Annotated in this window: 13 protein-coding genes; 9 read left to right on the forward strand and 4 right to left on the reverse strand. The window is 71.6% G+C overall.

What is annotated here, in order from left to right:
• Nucleotides 1-4 precede the first annotated feature (4 nt).
• Genes ACIBL4_RS03720 through fdhD form a run of 3 tightly spaced genes read left to right on the forward strand, consistent with a single transcriptional unit; the run spans nt 5 to nt 3,541 of the window.
• Complete coding sequence (locus ACIBL4_RS03720; RefSeq protein WP_399406136.1) at nt 5-1,828, forward strand: NAD(P)H-dependent oxidoreductase subunit E; 1,824 nt, start codon at nt 5-7, stop codon at nt 1,826-1,828.
• Nucleotides 1,825-2,685, forward strand: a complete 861-nt coding sequence (locus ACIBL4_RS03725; protein WP_399406138.1) for a 2Fe-2S iron-sulfur cluster-binding protein — start codon at nt 1,825-1,827, stop codon at nt 2,683-2,685. Before ACIBL4_RS03720 ends, ACIBL4_RS03725 begins: the two co-directional genes overlap by 4 nt.
• 7 nt (nt 2,686-2,692) lie before the next feature.
• Nucleotides 2,693-3,541: a formate dehydrogenase accessory sulfurtransferase FdhD gene (gene fdhD, locus ACIBL4_RS03730; protein ID WP_399406140.1), complete on the forward strand. Its 849-nt coding sequence runs from the start codon at nt 2,693-2,695 to the stop codon at nt 3,539-3,541.
• Between the two features lie 97 nt (nt 3,542-3,638).
• On the opposite strand, the gene ACIBL4_RS03735 is transcribed toward fdhD, so the two are convergent.
• Complete coding sequence (locus ACIBL4_RS03735) at nt 3,639-4,076, reverse strand: MarR family winged helix-turn-helix transcriptional regulator (protein ID WP_399406142.1); 438 nt, start codon at nt 4,074-4,076, stop codon at nt 3,639-3,641.
• A gap of 104 nt (nt 4,077-4,180) precedes the next feature.
• On the opposite strand from ACIBL4_RS03735, the gene ACIBL4_RS03740 reads away from it, so the two are divergent.
• The 3 genes from ACIBL4_RS03740 (at nt 4,181) to ACIBL4_RS03750 (ending at nt 8,391) form a co-directional block, all read left to right on the forward strand.
• Nucleotides 4,181-5,098 carry a zinc-binding alcohol dehydrogenase family protein gene (locus ACIBL4_RS03740; protein ID WP_399406144.1) on the forward strand — a complete coding sequence of 306 codons (918 nt, stop codon included), beginning with the start codon at nt 4,181-4,183 and terminating at the stop codon, nt 5,096-5,098.
• Nucleotides 5,099-5,269: 171 nt separating this feature from the next.
• A complete protein-coding gene (locus ACIBL4_RS03745) occupies nt 5,270-7,141 on the forward strand; it encodes an exo-alpha-sialidase (RefSeq protein WP_399406146.1) in 1,872 nt (623 codons plus the stop codon).
• Nucleotides 7,142-7,152: 11 nt separating this feature from the next.
• Nucleotides 7,153-8,391, forward strand: coding sequence for a DUF4185 domain-containing protein (locus ACIBL4_RS03750; protein ID WP_399406148.1), 1,239 nt, complete (start codon nt 7,153-7,155; stop codon nt 8,389-8,391).
• Here ACIBL4_RS03750 and ACIBL4_RS03755 read toward each other — a convergent pair.
• Nucleotides 8,327-9,340, reverse strand: a complete 1,014-nt coding sequence (locus ACIBL4_RS03755; protein ID WP_399406564.1) for a bile acid:sodium symporter family protein — start codon at nt 9,338-9,340, stop codon at nt 8,327-8,329. The two genes, ACIBL4_RS03750 and ACIBL4_RS03755, sit on opposite strands and share 65 nt — an antisense overlap.
• A 188-nt stretch (nt 9,341-9,528) precedes the next feature.
• Between ACIBL4_RS03755 and ACIBL4_RS03760 the strand changes: the two genes are divergently transcribed.
• The 3 genes from ACIBL4_RS03760 to ACIBL4_RS03770 all read left to right on the forward strand — a co-directional run bounded on the left by ACIBL4_RS03760 (nt 9,529) and on the right by ACIBL4_RS03770 (nt 13,459).
• The gene (locus tag ACIBL4_RS03760; RefSeq protein WP_399406150.1) at nt 9,529-10,461 is read left to right on the forward strand and encodes a LysR substrate-binding domain-containing protein; all 933 of its coding nucleotides are present in this window, start codon (nt 9,529-9,531) and stop codon (nt 10,459-10,461) included.
• A gap of 222 nt (nt 10,462-10,683) precedes the next feature.
• Nucleotides 10,684-12,510, forward strand: coding sequence for an AMP-dependent synthetase/ligase (locus tag ACIBL4_RS03765; RefSeq protein ID WP_399406152.1), 1,827 nt, complete (start codon nt 10,684-10,686; stop codon nt 12,508-12,510).
• Between the two features lie 157 nt (nt 12,511-12,667).
• Nucleotides 12,668-13,459, forward strand: coding sequence for an aldo/keto reductase (locus tag ACIBL4_RS03770; protein WP_399406566.1), 792 nt, complete (start codon nt 12,668-12,670; stop codon nt 13,457-13,459).
• 148 nt (nt 13,460-13,607) lie between these two features.
• Here ACIBL4_RS03770 and ACIBL4_RS03775 read toward each other — a convergent pair whose 3' ends face one another.
• Nucleotides 13,608-14,525 (reverse strand): class I SAM-dependent methyltransferase, encoded by a 918-nt coding sequence (locus ACIBL4_RS03775; protein ID WP_399406568.1) that lies wholly within the window; start codon nt 14,523-14,525, stop codon nt 13,608-13,610.
• Nucleotides 14,526-14,663: 138 nt separating this feature from the next.
• Complete coding sequence (locus ACIBL4_RS03780) at nt 14,664-16,385, reverse strand: glycoside hydrolase family 6 protein (protein ID WP_399406154.1); 1,722 nt, start codon at nt 16,383-16,385, stop codon at nt 14,664-14,666.
• Nucleotides 16,386-16,429: the final 44 nt, after the last annotated feature.

Consider the following 16,429-nt stretch of genomic DNA (forward strand, 5'->3'; position numbering starts at 1 on the left):
CACTGTGGACCTGCACTTCGGTGACAGCAAACCGACGGACGAGGAACGGGCGGCCGTCGACGCCCTGCTCGGGCCTCCGGAGTCCTCCTGGGAGGGCGCCGACCGCTCCGACGCGGATCTCAGGTGGGCTCGTGGCGGGCGCGCGGCCCGGGACCGCCGCGACCTGCTGTTGCCGGGGCTGCACGCGATCAACGACCGGGTCGGCTGGATCAGCGACGGCGCCCTCGACTACCTGTGCCGGCGGCTGACGGTGCCACCGGCGGAGGCGTACGGGGTCGCCACCTTCTACGCCATGTTCTCCGTCAAGCCGCGTCCGGCGACCGTGCTCCACGTGTGCACGGACCTGGCGTGCGCGGCGGCCGGGGCGCCGGAGCTGTGCGCGGGGATCGAGGAGCGGCTGGGCCCCGGCAGCGGGGTCGCGGTCGAGCGCAGCCCCTGCCTGGGCTTGTGCGAACGCGCCCCGGCCGCGCTTGCGATCAGGGCCGGGGACCCGGTCCGTACGGCGGTCTCGGCACCGGCGACCGTGCAGGACGCCGTCCTCGCCGCGAGCGCCCCCGACTCGGCGCCGGAGGAGCCCCCGGCCGCGCTGGCGGTGCCCCAGGCCCGGCAGGACGGCCTGATGCTGCTGCGCCGCGTCGGCGTGGTCGACCCGGCGTCCCTGGACGACTACCGCGCCCACGGCGGCTACACCGCCCTGCGCCGGGCCTTCGAGCTGGGCCCCGCCGGGGTCATCCGCGAGGTCACCGACTCGGGCCTCGTCGGGCGCGGCGGCGCCGCCTTCCCGACCGGCCGCAAGTGGCAGGCCACGGCGTCCCAGCCGGACCGTCCGCACTACCTCGTCTGCAACGCCGACGAGTCCGAGCCGGGCACCTTCAAGGACCGGGTGCTCATGGAGGGCGACCCGTACGCGCTGGTCGAGGCCATGACGATCGCCGGGTACGCGACGGGCGCCCACCAGGGCTACCTGTATCTGCGCGGCGAGTACCCGCGCGCCCTGCACCTCCTCGAACACGTGATCGCGCAGGCCCGTGCGCGCGGCCTGCTCGGCGACGACGTCCTCGGCCAGGGCTACGCCTTCGACATCGAGATCCGGCGCGGTGCGGGCGCCTACATCTGCGGTGAGGAGACGGCCCTGTTCAACTCCATCGAGGGCTACCGGGGCGAGCCCCGCTCGAAGCCGCCGTTCCCCGTGGAGAAGGGCCTGTTCGGCAAGCCGACGGTCGAGAACAACGTCGAGACGCTGGTCAACGTGCTGCCGATCCTCACCATGGGCGCCCCGGCGTACGCGGCGATCGGCACGGGCAGGTCCACCGGGCCGAAGCTGTTCTGCGTCTCGGGGAGTGTGGAGCGGCCGGGCGTCTACGAGTTGCCGTTCGGCGCGACGCTGGGCGACCTGCTCACCCTCGCCGGGGTGCGGGACGGGCTGCGGGCGGTGCTGCTCGGCGGGGCGGCGGGCGGTTTCGTGCGGGCCGACGAGCTGGACATCCCGCTCACCTTCGAAGGGACACGGGAGGCGGGCACGACGCTCGGCTCGGGGGTCGTCATGGCCTTCGACGACAGCGTGCCGCTCCCCCGGCTGCTGCTGCGCATCGCGGAGTTCTTCCGCGACGAGTCGTGCGGCCAGTGCGTGCCCTGCCGGGTCGGGACCGTGCGGCAGGAGGAGGCGCTGCACCGGATCGTGGAGCGCACCGGAGCCGCCGCGGCCGGGGACATCGCCCTGCTCAGGGAGGTCGGCCGCGCGATGCGGGACGCCTCGATCTGCGGTCTGGGGCAGACCGCCTGGAACGCCGTGGAATCCGCCATCGACCGTCTGGGGGCGTACGAATGACCGTCACACCGCTGGGGATCCCGCGCCGCATGCTGGAGTTCACGATCGACGGCGAGGAGGCCAGGGTTCCCGAGGGCTCGACGATCCTCGACGCCTGCCGGGCGGCCGGGAAGGACATCCCGACCCTGTGCGAGGGCGACACCCTGCGGCCGAAGAACGCCTGCCGGGTCTGCGTCGTCGAGGTCGAGGGGGCGCGCACCCTGGTCCCGGCCTGTTCCCGCAAGGCCGAGCCGGGCATGGAGGTGCGTACCGGCACCGAGCGGGCCCGGCACAGCCGGAAGGTCGTCCTCGAACTGCTCGCGTCCTCGGCCGACCTGTCGACCACGCCCCGCGTCGCCGAGTGGCTCAAGGAGTACGAGGCGAAGCCCGACCGCTTCGGCCCGGACGCGGCCCGCCTCAACGAGGAACCGAGGGTCGACAACGACCTGTACGTGCGGGACTACGACAAGTGCATCCTCTGCTACAAGTGCGTCGACGCCTGCGGCGACCAGTGGCAGAACACCTTCGCGATCTCGGTCGCCGGGCGGGGTTTCGACGCCCGGATCGCCGTGGAGCACGACGCCCCGCTGACCGACTCGGCGTGCGTGTACTGCGGGAACTGCATCGAGGTGTGCCCGACGGGCGCGCTGTCCTTCAAGTCCGAGTTCGACATGCGTGCGGCGGGTACGTGGGACGAGTCGCGGCAGACGGAGACGACCACGGTGTGCGCGTACTGCGGAGTGGGCTGCAACCTGACGCTGCACGTGCAGGACAATGAGATCGTGAAGGTCACGTCACCGCACGACAACCCGGTGACCCACGGCAACCTCTGCATCAAGGGCCGCTTCGGCTACCAGCACGTACAGAACCGGGGCTGATCAGGACATGGGACGAGTCACGGAACGACGCAAGGTGCTCCGCATCCGCGACGGGGCGGTCTCCAGCCGTCCGGACACGCTCGTCGCCGAGGAGCCCCTGGAGATCCGGCTGAACGGCAAACCCCTGGCGATCACCATGCGCACGCCGGGCGACGACTTCGCGCTGGCGGCCGGCTTCCTGGTGAGCGAGGGGGTGCTGGGCGGGCAGCGGGACCTGCGGAACATCGTCTACTGCGCCGGGGCCACGGCCGAGGGCTCGAACACGTACAACGTGGTCGACGTGCAGACGGCCCCCGGGGTGGTGATCCCCGACATCACGCTGGAGCGGAACGTCTACACGACGTCCTCCTGCGGGCTGTGCGGCAAGGCCTCGCTGGACGCGGTGCGGACGACGGCCCGCTGGCCCATCGCCGACACTCCGCCGGTCCGGGTCACTCCCGAGCTGCTCGCGGGCCTGCCCGACCGGCTGCGTGCCGCCCAGCGGGTCTTCGACCGGACCGGCGGCCTGCACGCGGCGGCCCTCTTCTCGGAGGACGGCGAGTTGCTGGACGTCCGGGAGGACGTGGGCCGGCACAACGCGGTCGACAAGCTGGTCGGCCGCGCCCTGCAGAACGGGGAGCTGCCGCTGTCCCGGACGATCCTGCTCGTCTCGGGCCGGGCCTCCTTCGAGCTGGCGCAGAAGGCCGTGATGGCCGGTATCCCGGTCCTGGCGGCGGTGTCGGCGCCGTCCTCGCTGGCGGTGGACCTGGCCGCCGAGACGGGCCTGACGCTGGTGGGCTTCCTGCGGGGCAGCTCCATGAACGTGTACGCGGGTGAGGACCGGATCGCCCTGCGGGCCGCGGCCGCCCAGGGCTGACCAGGTTCCCTCCGCGACACGGCGGCGGGGCCCCGACCGGCGGGGAGCGCCCCCTGCGCCGCAGGGGCCCCGTCTCGGCCCGACGGGCCCCGGGGTGTCAGTCCGCCGTGCCGGATATGCGCCGCAGCATGCGCGTGAACTGCTCGCGTTCGGCCTCCGACAGCGGGGCCAGCAGCTCGTCGTTGGCCGCGCGGGCCGCCTTCTCGCAGCGCGTCAGCAGCCGGGCTCCCCGGGCGGTGAGGGACACGGCGTTCTTCCGCCGGTCCTTCGGGTCCGGCTCGCGCACCACCAGGCCCGCCGCCTGGAGGTCGTTCAGGATGCCGACCAGGTCCTTGGGGTCCAGTCCGACCCCGCGGCCGAGGTCGGCCTGCGCGACGGGGCCGAGGTCGCGGACGGCGGACAGCACCACGTGGTGCCACATCCGCATGTCCTGCTCGGCCAGTGCCGCGGCCACCAGGGCCCGGCCGCGTGCGGCGGCACGGCCGAGCAGCCAGCTGGGCAGGGAGCGGATCGCGGGGAGGGGGGCTTCCGACATGGCCGCAGCCTAACCAAGAAATCGTTGGTTCTCCCTATGATCCTCCTATACCGTCGGGGACCCCGACGAACTCGTGGGGACCACCAACGACATCCGGAGGTGCGATGCGCCGCGTCCGCTACGAATCCCGAGGCGGCCCCCTGTTCCTGGAGGAGGCACCGGTGCCCGAGCCGGGCCCCGGAGAGCTGCTCGTGCGCGCGGAGGCGATCGGCGTCACGCTCCCGGTCGTCCGCAAGGTCGGCGAGGCGGCGGAGCCGGTCCCGCTCGGCGGCGAGATCGCCGGGGAGGTGACGGCCGTCGGCGGGGGCGTCACCCGCTTCGGCACCGGCGACCGCGTGACGGGGCTCTGTTTCGGCCACGGCTACGCCGACTTCGCGCTCCTGCACGAGGCCATGGCCTCCCCGGTCCCGGCGGACGCCGACGCCGTCACGGCCGTCGCCCTGGTCCGCAGCGGTCTGGTCGCCCTCGGCGCCCTGGAGGCGGCACGGCCCGAGCCGGGTGAAGCGGCCCTTGTCACCGCCGCGGCGAGCGGTGTCGGGCACCTGGCGGTGCAGCTGGCCAGGACGCGGGGCGCCGGGCGGGTCGTGGGGGCCGTATCCGACCCGGCCAAGGCCGGCTTCGTGCGCGGCCTCGGCGCCGACCACGTCGTCACCTACGGCGACGACACCTGGGGCACCCCGGTCGACTACGCCCTGGACGCGGTCGGCGGCGAGCTGCTCACCCCGGCCCTCGCCGCACTCGCCCCGGAGGGACGGCTGGTGGCGTACAGCTCGGGCGGCGGCACCGTCCAGGCGTACGACCTGCTGGCCGGAGCCAAGTCGGTGATCGGGTTCCAGATGGCCCGTGTCGCGCGCGGGAAGCCGGAGTTGTACGAGCAGTGGCGGGAGGAACTGTGGCGGCTGTTCGCCGCCGGAGAGGTCAGGCCTGTCGTGCACGGGGAGTTCGCCCTTCAGGACGCGACGAAGGCACACGGGGAGATCGAGGCGAGGGCCAACCTCGGCAAGGTCGTCCTGATCCCCTGACGCACGCTCCTTGTGGGGGGTCTGTGAAGCCAAGTACCGTCTGTGGCCCCACACATGGGACGTGGGATGTCCGATTGACCGAATGTCCGCTCCTCGGACTTCCGACCCCCGGATTCCCGTTCCCATGCCTCGGTGGTCCAGCCGACAGACGCATGAAGGGCAGGTCGCACCATGCCGTCAAGACTTCGCGCACGTCTGAGATCCAGCCTGACAGCCGTCCTCACCGCCGCGGCACTGCTCACGCCCGTCGGCCCGGCCCGTGCCCAACCCGTCACCGTCTTACCGGAGTTCGAGCAACAGGTCCTCTTCAAGGCCTCCCAGGACCCCGGCTACGCGTGCTTCCGGATCCCGGCGATCGTGCGGACCACGGCCGGCACGCTGCTCGCCTTCGCCGAGGGCCGCGTCCTCAATTGCGGTGACGCGGCCGACATCGACATCGTCCTCAAACGCTCCACCGACGGCGGCCGCACCTGGGGACCGCTCCAGGTCGTCAACGAGGGCGCGGGCGACACGCACGGCAACCCGGCGCCCCTCGTGGACCGCAGGACCGGCCGCATCCTGCTGGCCGAGACGTACAACACGGGCCGTACGGACGCCGGCAACTGCACCGTCCCCTGCGACCGCACCCCGCACCTCCAGTACAGCGACGACGACGGCCGGACCTGGTCCGAGCCGCGCGATCTGAGCGACCAGATCCTGCCCGGCCACTGGAACTCCTGGTACGCCACCGGGCCCGTGCACGGCATCCAGCTCACCCGCGGCAAGCACGCCGGGCGGCTGGTCTTCGGCGTCAACACCGAGACCTGGAACGGCAGCCGGGTCAGCGCCAACCACGCCGCGCTCATCGTCAGCGATAACGGCGGCGACCAATGGCGGACCGGCGCCACGGACTCCTGGCCGATAGCGCAGGACGGCATGTTCCGGCAGAAGCCCTCCGAGGTGACGCTCACCGAACGGGCCGACGGGGCCCTCCTCGTCAGCGGACGCGAACAGGACGGCACCGACCTGGGACACCGCTCCCAGACCCTCAGCCTGGACGGCGGCGACAGCTTCGCCACGCCCTTCCACGCCCTCCCGGACCTCTACACCCCGCAGGTCCAGGGCGCGACACTGCGCCTCGGCCACCGGATGCTGCTGTCCGCCCCGGCCGATCCCGACCGCCGCCGGACGATGATGGTCCGCTCCTCCTACGACGGCGGGCGCACCTGGGACAGCGTGGACCGGGGCACGGTCGTCACCAGGGACTGGTCCGGCTACTCCGACATGGCGGCGGTCGACGCCTCGACGGTGGGCCTGCTGTACGAGGGCGGCGCCGTCGACGCCCGCGACGAGATCCGCTTCGTCCGCTTCACCGAGGACTGGCTGAAACCACGCCGTGGCGCCGACCCGACCACCCTCGACGCGGCACCGGGCGCGAAGCCGGCGGCCGTGCTCGGCGGTGCCGGGCGGACGGCCGGTGTCCGCGGCGGCGCGCTGTCCTTCGACGGCGCCGACGACGCCGTACGCCTGCCCTACCGGTCCCGACTGCCGCTCGGCGAGGGGGACTTCACGGCCTCGCTGTTCTTCCGCTACACGGCCACGACCGGCGAACAGCCCTTCCTGTGGATGGGCGGCATCGGCACCACCCAGCCGCAGGTCTGGCTGCGCGGGGAACCGGCGAGCGACCGGGTCCGGGCGCTCATCACCACCCGGTCGGGCGCGACGACCGTCCGGACGGCCTCGGTGTGGACCGACGGCGCCCACAACGACGGCCGCTGGCACCACCTGGTCCTGCGCCGGGGCGGCGGGCAGCTGACCCTCTTCCTCGACGGCACGCCCATCAGCACCCCGGACGTGCCGGGCTCGGTCAGCCGTAACTCCCCGTTCGGCGTGCACATCGGCCAGCGCATGGACAGCCGGGCGTTCCTGACGGGGGCGATCGACGACGTCCGCGTCTGGAACCGCGCCCTCAGCGACAGGGAGTTGGGCGCCGGCACCAAGGGCGCGGCCGCCAGGGGCACGGTGCTGTGGCTCCCCATGGACCGGGTGAGCGGCAGCAACTAACGTCACGGCACGTGCCCGACGACGTAAGTGCAGCACGAGCACGGCAGCGCACGGGAACCGGGATCGGCCTGCTGCTGGTTCTGGTTCTCGGGGCAGCGCTGCTCATCGCCCTCCCGGAGGACGAGAGCCCGGACGACGACACCGCCTGCTGGGCGCGGACGGTCCGCTCCTGGCAGGCGGACGACGGACTCACCGCCGAGTTCGCCCGCTACGGCGACGACGCGGCCCGAACCGACGACTGGACCGGCGGCGACGGCACCCACTCGGTGCGGCTGCCGGACGGCCGGGTGCTGTGGCTGTTCTCCGACACCTATCTGGGCCGGGTGTACGGCCCGCCCAACCCGGCCGGCGAGTCCCACGCCTGGCGGGACACCACCGCGCCGCTGGTGCGCAACTCGGCCGTCCTGATGCGCGACGGCCGGCTGGAGACCACCCTCCCCGCCCCGCTCTTCGCCGACCCGGCGCCGAACCAGTGGCGCTGGCCGGTCGCCGCCCGCGTCGAATCCCGCTCCCCCGGCTCCTCGGAACAGGTCGTCCGGGTGCTGCTGTGGGTGCGTACTGCCGGCCAGGCCCCGTGGATCTACGGCGTGCCCACCGCGACCGAGGTGGCCACGCTGTCGCTGCCCGAACTGCGCCTGGAGTCGGTCGTCAAGGTGCTCGACCAGCAGCTGGTCCCCGACCCGTCCCGGCGGGTGCTGTTCGGCACGACGCTGGTCGAGGAGGACGGCTGGACGTACGTCTTCGGCGGCGACGACGGCCGGGCCGCCTCCCGCCCGGCCTCGCACGCGTACGTGGCGCGGGTGCCGGAGGGCAGGCTCGGGGATCCGGCGGCCTGGCGGTACTGGAACGGCTCGGCGTGGGCGGCCGGCGCCCGCCCCCGGGCGGTGCTCGGAGACGGGCAGCGCAGGGGCGTGGGCAGCGCGTTCTCGGTCGTCCGGGACGGCGGGACGTACCTGCTGTTCACGATGGCCGCGGGCACGAAGGGCCTGACCACCGTCGCCTCGTACTGGGCGTGCTCTCCGGCCGGGCCGTGGCACGGGCCCGCGAAGGAGTTCAGCCCGTCGCTGCCGCAGGGCCAGGTGGCCGCCTACAACCCGCAGGCACACCCGGTGCTGAGCGGCGACGGGCGTCTCGTGCTGAGCTACGACGTCAACTGGCTGGAGACGACGGGCGCCGCCGCCCAGCTCAGCCGGAACGTGTCCCTGTACCGACCGCGGTTCGTGACGCTGCGGCTGGCTCCGGCCCGGTGACCTCCGGGCGGGGGTCGTGCGAGCGGCGCTTGGCGATCACCGCGCAGACCATCAGCTGCATCTGGTGGAAGAGCATCAGCGGCAGCACGGCCAGCGAGGCCTGCGCGCCGAACAGGACGCTCGCCATGGGCAGTCCGGCGGCCAGGGACTTCTTCGAACCGGCGAACTGGAGGGTGATCCGGTCCTCCCGGACGAAGCCCAGCGCCTTGCCGCCGTACCAGGTCAGCAGCAGCATCACGGCGAGGATCACGGCCTCGACGACGAGCAGCCCGCCCAGCCGGAGGGGGCTCACCTGGTGCCAGATGCCCTGGACCATGCCCTGGCTGAACGCGGTGTAGACGACGAGCAGGATCGAGCCGCGGTCCACCAGGGCGAGGACCTTCTTGTGGCGGGTGATGAAGGCACCGATCCAGCGGCGCAGCAGCTGCCCGGCGAGGAACGGCACGAGCAGTTGCAGCACGATCTTCAGCAGCGAGTCGGCGGAGAACCCGCCGCCGCTGCCGCCGAGCAGCGAGGCCGCGAGCAGCGGGGTGGCGACGATGCCGACGAGAGAGGAGAAGGAGCCCGCGCAGATCGCGGCGGGCACGTTGCCGCGGGCCATCGAGGTGAAGGCGATCGAGGACTGCACGGTCGACGGGACGAGCGTGAGGAAGAGCAGGCCCTGGTACAGCGGGTGGGTCAGGATCACCGGCACCAGCCCGCGGGCCGCCAGGCCGAGCAGCGGGAAGGCGACGAAGGTGCAGGCCAGGACGGCGACGTGGAGCCGCCAGTGGCGCAGCCCGTCCAGGGCCTCACGGGTGGACAGCCGGGCGCCGTAGAGGAAGAACAGCAGGGCGATCGCCGCCGTGGAGGCACCGGACGCGACATCGGCCACCGTCCCGCGCGCCGGGAACAGCGCGGCGACACCCACTGTCGCGAGGAGGAGAAGGATGTACGGGTCGATCGGCATCCGACGCGGCCGGCGCAGGCGTTTCACGGTGCTCCACTTGCTCGGGACTTACGGGCGGTACATACGTGCGGTACTCAGGTGCGGTGCGGGGCCGGTACGGCCCCCTTCCATCCTGCTCCCCGGCACGGCGATCGGGAATCCCGTATACCGCTCTCACTGTCATCACGTTCTGCGATAGCCTGGCGGGCATGTACGACCCCGCCCATCTGCGCACCTTCCTGTCGGTGGCGCAGACACTGAGCTTCACGCAGGCCGCCCGGCGGCTCGGGCTGCGGCAGTCCACCGTCAGCCAGCACGTGCGGCGGCTGGAGGACGCCACCGGGCGGACGCTGTTCACCCGGGACACGCACTCGGTGGAGCTCACGGAGGACGGCGAGGCCATGCTCGGGTTCGCGCGCCGGATCCTGGAGGTGCACGAGCAGGCGACGGCGTTCTTCACGGGCACCCGGCTGCGCGGCCGGCTGCGCTTCGGCGCGTCGGAGGACTTCGTACTGACCCGGCTGCCGGAGATCCTCGAGGGCTTCCGGCACGACCACCCCGAGGTCGACCTGGAGCTGACGGTCGAGCTGTCGGGCACGCTGCACGAGCAGCTCGCCGCCGGGAAGCTGGACCTCGTCCTGGCCAAGCGGCGGCCCGAGGATCCGCGCGGCGAGCTGGTCCGGCACGACAGGCTGGTGTGGATCGGCGCGGAGCGCCTCCGGCTCGACCCTGACCGTCCCGTGCCGCTCATCGTCTATCCACCGCCGGGCATCACCCGCGCGCTCGCCCTGGAGGCGCTGGAGCGGCAGGGCCGCGAGTGGCGTGTGGTGTGCACGAGCGGCTCCCTCAACGGCCTCGTCGCGGCGGCCCGGGCGGGGCTCGGCGTGATGGCCCACTCCCGCGGCCTCATCCCGCCGGGCCTGGTCCGGATCCCGGACCGGGCCGGGCTGCCGGAACTGGGACAGGTCGACTTCGTCGTGGTCCACGGCCGGCGGAGCCCCGCCGCCCAGGGGGCGGCGGACGCCCTGGCCGCGGCGATCCTGGCGGGCGGCGACCGACTGAACCGGAGTGACGAAATCCGTCTACGGGGCGCTGACAGAAGAGACGGCCGGGCACCGCGCACGAGGAGCCTCGGGCCGTAGGGGGTCGTACAGATTCGGTGGAGATTACGGCTCCGAAACTTACTCAACCGTCAGGATTCTGTCCGACCCTTCCCCATGTGGGCGCATTTTCCCTCCCTGCAGCGCGGACAAGAGCGCTGCTCGCCTTCGCCACCCCTCCCGCCCTCTGCCCGGTTGGGGTAGCTTTCACGGCGCTGTGCGGAGCGTCACTCAACAAAAGCGCTGAGGAGCGGGGAGCGGGGTTTGCGCGAGTTCACCAACCCTCCGTTGGCGTTGGCACCTCCCGTGGGCGGTCTGGCCGACGTGGTCTTCGAGCATGCCCAGGAGGACCCGCTGCGCATCGCGCTCGGCCGCAAGGACGAGTCCGGGCAGTGGCGCGACGTCACCAGCGCCGAGTTCCGCGACGAGGTGCTCGCCCTGGCCAAGGGCCTGCTGGCGAGCGGCATCCGGTTCGGCGACCGCGTTGCGATCGTGTCCCGTACGCGCTACGAGTGGACGCTGTTCGACTACGCGCTGTGGACGATCGGCGCCCAGGTCGTGCCCGTCTACCCGACATCCTCGGCCGAGCAGTGCTTCTGGATGCTCTACGACGCCGAGGTGACGGCCGCGGTCGTGGAGCACGAGGACCACGCGATGACGATCGCCACCGTCATCGACCGGCTGCCCCAGCTGCGCCGCCTGTGGCAGCTCGACTCGGGCGCCGTGCACGAGCTGTACGACGCCGGCGCACACCTCGACGACGAGGTGGTGCACCGCCACCGGCAGGCCGTCACCCCCGACTCGGTCGCCACGATCATCTACACCTCGGGCACCACCGGCCGCCCCAAGGGCTGCGTCATCACGCACGGCAACTTCATGTACGAGGCGGACACCGTCATCGAGCGCTGGGAGCCGGTGTTCCACTCCAAGCGCGGCGACGAGGCCGCCACCCTGCTGTTCCTGCCGCTCGCCCACGTCTTCGGGCGGATGGTCCAGGTCGCCGGGATCCGGGGCAAGGTGAAGTTCGGCCATCAGCCGCAGCTGAACGCGGCGGCCCTGCTGCCGGACCTGGCCGCGTTCAGGCCGACGTTCTTCCTGGCCGTGCCGTACATCTTCGAGAAGGTGTTCAACGCGGCCCGCCGCAAGGCCGAGAAGGAGGGGCGTTCCGGCCCGTTCGAGAAGGCCGTCGACATCGCCATCAAGTACGCGGACGCGATGGAGGCGAAGGCCTGGGGCATCGGCCCCGGCCCGTCCGCCGGCCTGCGCATGCAGCACCAGTTGTTCGACAAGCTCGTCTACGCCAAGATCCGCGCCGCGATGGGCGGCCGTATCAAGCACGCCATGTCGGGCGGTTCGGCGATGGACCGGCGGCTCGGCCTGTTCTTCGCCGGGGCGGGCGTGCACATCTACGAGGGCTACGGCCTGACCGAGTCCACGGCCGCCGCGACCGCCAACCCGCCCGGCCGCACCCGGTTCGGCACGGTCGGGCAGCCCATCCCCGGCATGACCGTGCACATCGCGGACGACGGCGAGATCTGGCTGCACGGCCAGAACGTCTTCCAGGGGTACCTCAACAATCCCAAGGCGACCGACCAGACCCTGCACGACGGCTGGCTGGCCACCGGCGACCTCGGCTCCCTCGACGAGGACGGCTACCTCACCATCACCGGCCGCAAGAAGGAGATCCTGGTCACATCGGGCGGCAAGAGTGTTTCGCCAGGCGTGCTGGAGGAACGCGTCCGTGACCATCCACTGGTCAACCAGTGCATCGTCGTCGGCAACGACCGCCCGTACATCGCCGCCCTCGTGACCCTCGACCAGGAGGCCGTCGAGCACTGGCTGACGATGCGGGGCAAGCCGCGGATGTCCGCGGCGGAGCTGGTGCGCGACGCGGATCTGGAGGCGGAGGTGCGGCGCGCGGTGGTCGCGGCCAACACCCTTGTCTCACAGGCCGAGTCGATCCGCACCTTCCGCATCCTGGCCCAGCCGTTCACCGAGGAGCACGGGCTGCTGACCCCGTCCCTGAAGCTGAAGCGGAAGGCGATCGAAAAGGCGTATGAGAACGAGGTCGAGGCACTGTACCGGGCGTGAATGTCCAGGTGACAGGTGAATTTCACGCCGCAATTCTCCCGTCAGGAATGCATCACGGCTCGTGATCGTTGACGATGGGAGGTACACCGACCACAAACCGAAGGATCGAGAGCTCGTGAGCAAGGTCCCCCCGATCATCCTGAACAACGGCGTCGAGATGCCCCAGCTGGGCTTCGGCGTCTGGCAGGTGCCGGACGACGAGGCCGAGTCGGCCGTCGCGACGGCGCTGGAGGCCGGGTACCGCAGCATCGACACAGCGGCGATCTACGGCAACGAGAAGGGCACCGGCAAGGCCATCGCCGCGTCCGGTCTCCCCCGCGAGGAGCTGTTCGTCACCACGAAGCTCTGGAACGCGGACCAGGGGTACGACTCGACGCTGCGCGCCTTCGACACGTCGCTGGACAAGCTCGGCCTGGACTTCGTCGACCTGTACCTGATCCACTGGCCGCTGCCGGCCCGGGGCACCTACGTCGACACGTACAAGGCGTTCGAGAAGCTGCACGCCGACGGCCGGATCCGGGCCATCGGCGTCTCCAACTTCCTTCCCGAGCACCTGGAGCGGCTGATCGGCGAGACGTCGGTCATCCCGGCCGTGAACCAGATCGAGCTGCACCCGCACCTCCAGCAGAGCGAGGCCCGTGAGTACCACGCGGAGCAGGGCATCGCCACGGAGGCATGGTCGCCGCTCGGACAAGGCAAGGGCCTGCTGGAGGTCCCGGCGATCGTGGCCATCGCCCGGAAGCACAACCGCACGCCGGCCCAGGTCGTCCTGCGCTGGCACATCCAGCTGGGCAACGTGGTCATCCCCAAGTCCGTGACGCCGGCGCGGATCAAGGAGAACATCGAGGTCTTCGACTTCAGCCTGGACACGGAGGACCTGGCGGCCATCAGCGCCCTCAACGAGGACCGCCGCCTGGGCCCGGACCCGGCGACGTTCGACGGCGCCTGAGGTTCCCCCCCGAATGCTCGCAGCTCGCTGAGCTGCGGGCATTCGTGCCGCTGGGGCGGCACGGGTGGGCGCAGCGGCACACCGCACCGCCGGGCTGCGCACCCACCCGCCCCCAGCATCAACACCCAGCACCCGTGTCAGACAGGTCCTAGCCAGCCCGAACGGCCGTGTGCACCGTATGGGCCTCCAAGACGAACACATCCGACCGCCGATGCAGACTCGCCTCGTCGTCAGGATCAAGCAGCCGATCAAGAGTCGCGAGATCTTCCGCGTCCAGGCCGTCCGCGAGCCTCTCGCGCATGTGCGACAGGGACGCCACGACATAGCCCCGCGCCCGCTCCGAAGCAGGCGCGGGCAGGTCGAGCAGGAACGTATGCGTCCTGGCATGCTTCAGTCCCGCGGCGGCCAGCAGCCCCGGCCAGTCCTCCGTCTCCGCGACATGGCCCGGCAGCTCCGCCCGCATCCGCGTGAACCACTCCGCCTCCACCGCGTCGACGCGCGCCTGCAGTCCGGGCCGGCCGATGCCGATGTCGCGCGGGAGGTACCGCGGGGGCAGACCACCCTCCATCAGGGCGAGCGTGCCGCCGGGCGCGAGCCGCGCTGCGAAGGCGGTGAGCGCGGCCCGCTGGTCGCCCAGGTGGTGCAGGCTGCGGCTTGCCCAGAGCAAGTCGGCGGGGTAGTCCAACTGGTCGAGCACGTCCGGGAGTTCACCGGCGATCGTGCCGAAGCGGTCGGCGACCCCGAGCCGTTCGGCCCGTGCCCGTGCCCGAACCAGCAGCGGCTCGGAGCCGTCCACCGCGACGATCCTCGCGCCCGGGAACGTCTCGGCGAACAGACAGGACACGACGCCCGGCCCGCTGCCCGCGTCGACGATCAGACCCGGCTCGGTCACCTCCTGCGCCAGCCAGGCCATGGCCCGCTCGTACAGGGACGCGAACAGCTCCGCCTGTGACTCCAGCTTCGGGCCCATCTCGGCCCAGTCGATGTCCGTGGAGCCGTGATGGTGGCCATGGCCCTGCCCGTGCTCCTGGTTGTGCTCGTGGTCGTGGTCGTGGTCGTGCGCCATGGTGCTCAGCCTCTCCCTCTCCATGCCGCCAGCCTGAGCCGACGCACCGGGGAAGGCCACCGCTCTTGCCGCTCCCGCAAAAAATGATCCGCCGGGGCCGGAGCCCCGGCGGATCCGTGGGGACGGGGTGTCAGCGGGTCAGGACAGCGGCGGGTACGCGTTCTGCATCAGCTGCCGGAACTGCGCGGAGAACCACTGCCCGGACAGCGGGGCGTCCGGCAGCGCACCGGACGGATTGTTGCCGTTGCGCGGGTTGCCCTTGTACGCCGGGTCGCACATCTCGTCGAAGCCCTTGCCCTCGTCGTTCGGGATCGCCTTGCTCGCCCCGTCGGACTCGCCCGGGGGCTTCATCCACACGTAGGCGTCGATCCCTGCAGCCGGGCTGGCCTTCGGCCGCTCGCCGAGGCCGGCTCCGGACTGGTTGCACCAGTTGCCGGGGTTGATGCGGCGGTCGTAGCGGCCGCCGTCGACGTAGGTGTCGACGGAGGTCTGGGCGCCGGGGCCGGTGGGCCGGTTCGCGCCGCCCCAGCCGTTGCGGGAGGTGTCGATCAGCATGCCGATGCCGGAGTTGAAGCCGACCGAGACCAGCTGGTTGCGGAACGCCTGGGCGAAGGACAGCTCGTCGACGTAGCGGTTCCAGTCGACCCACTTCGACTCGCGGACGGACTTGCCGGCCACGTTGTCGCTGATGGAGAAGTGGTCCTCCTTCAGGGCGCTGTAGTTCGCCGTGTTGGTGATGAAGCCGTGGACGTCGTTGACGGTCGCGCCCTCGGCGGTCGCCGCCTCCTTGAACAGGGTCGCGGAGGGAGCGAAGTTGTCGTCCCAGCCGATCCAGCCGTGGTGGCCGGCGTCGACGTAGTTGTAGACGTTCGGCACGTCGCCGAGCTTGTTCAGCGCGTAGCCGACGCCCTTGATGTAGTTGCCGTTGGCCTTCATCACGTCGCACGTCGGGGTGGCCGTCGGGCGGCTGCCGGTGTTGGTGACGAGGTTCGGCAGCGAGTCGATCTCGACGGTCGTGACGATCCGCAGCGAGGAGTACTTCGAGTCGGCGAGGATCGCCTTGATCGGGTCGATGTACTCCGTCTTGTAGCGGCCGATCTCGTCGGGCTTCAGCTCGCCGTTGGAGGCGAGGGCGGCGCAGTCACGGCCGGGCAGGTTGTAGATCACGAGCTGGACGACGAGCTCGCCGGAGCCCTTCTGGCGCAGCGCCTCGTCGAGGTGGGCGCGCAGGCCCATCTTGCCGCCGGCGCCGTTGATCGCCGCGATCCGGTCCAGCCAGACGCCGGTCGGCTGGTTGGACACCCGGCTGCCGCCCGGCTCGGCGGCGGCCTTCGCGGACCACTCGGGGTTCACGTACACCTTGGCGCCGTCGTAGGGGTTGTTGACCCGGTTGGCGGGGCCGCCCGGGTCCGGCGGATCCGTGGGGCCGCCGGGACCGCCGCTGTCGACGTTGCAGGTCACGCCGTCGAGGGTGAAGGTGGCCGGGATCGCGTTGCTGCCGCTGTAGGAGCCCTGGAAGCCGAAGCTGACCGAACCGCCCGTGGCGAGCTGGGCGTTGTAGCTCTCGTTGGCCACGGTGACGTCGGCACCGCTCTGGCTGATCTTGGCGTTCCAGCCGCTGGTGACCTTCTGGTTGCCGGCGTACGACCACTTCAGCGACCAGGACGACTTCGCGGCACTGTTGTTGGTGATGGTCACGGCGGCGGTGAAGCCGGTGTTCCACTGGTTCTGCACCATGTAGTCGACGGTGCAGGGGACCGCGGCGGTGCCGATGCCGCCCGGATCGACGGCGAACGCCGTGCCGGTGGCTCCGGCGACCAGGGCCATGGCGGCCAGTAACGCTGTTCTCGTACGGCTCATGACTGCGGGTTTCCCTTTCGGTGGTGGGGGTGTCAGCCGTTCAG

It is taken from the genome of Streptomyces sp. NPDC050416, assembly GCF_044458845.1.
Taxonomy (GTDB): domain Bacteria; phylum Actinomycetota; class Actinomycetes; order Streptomycetales; family Streptomycetaceae; genus Streptomyces.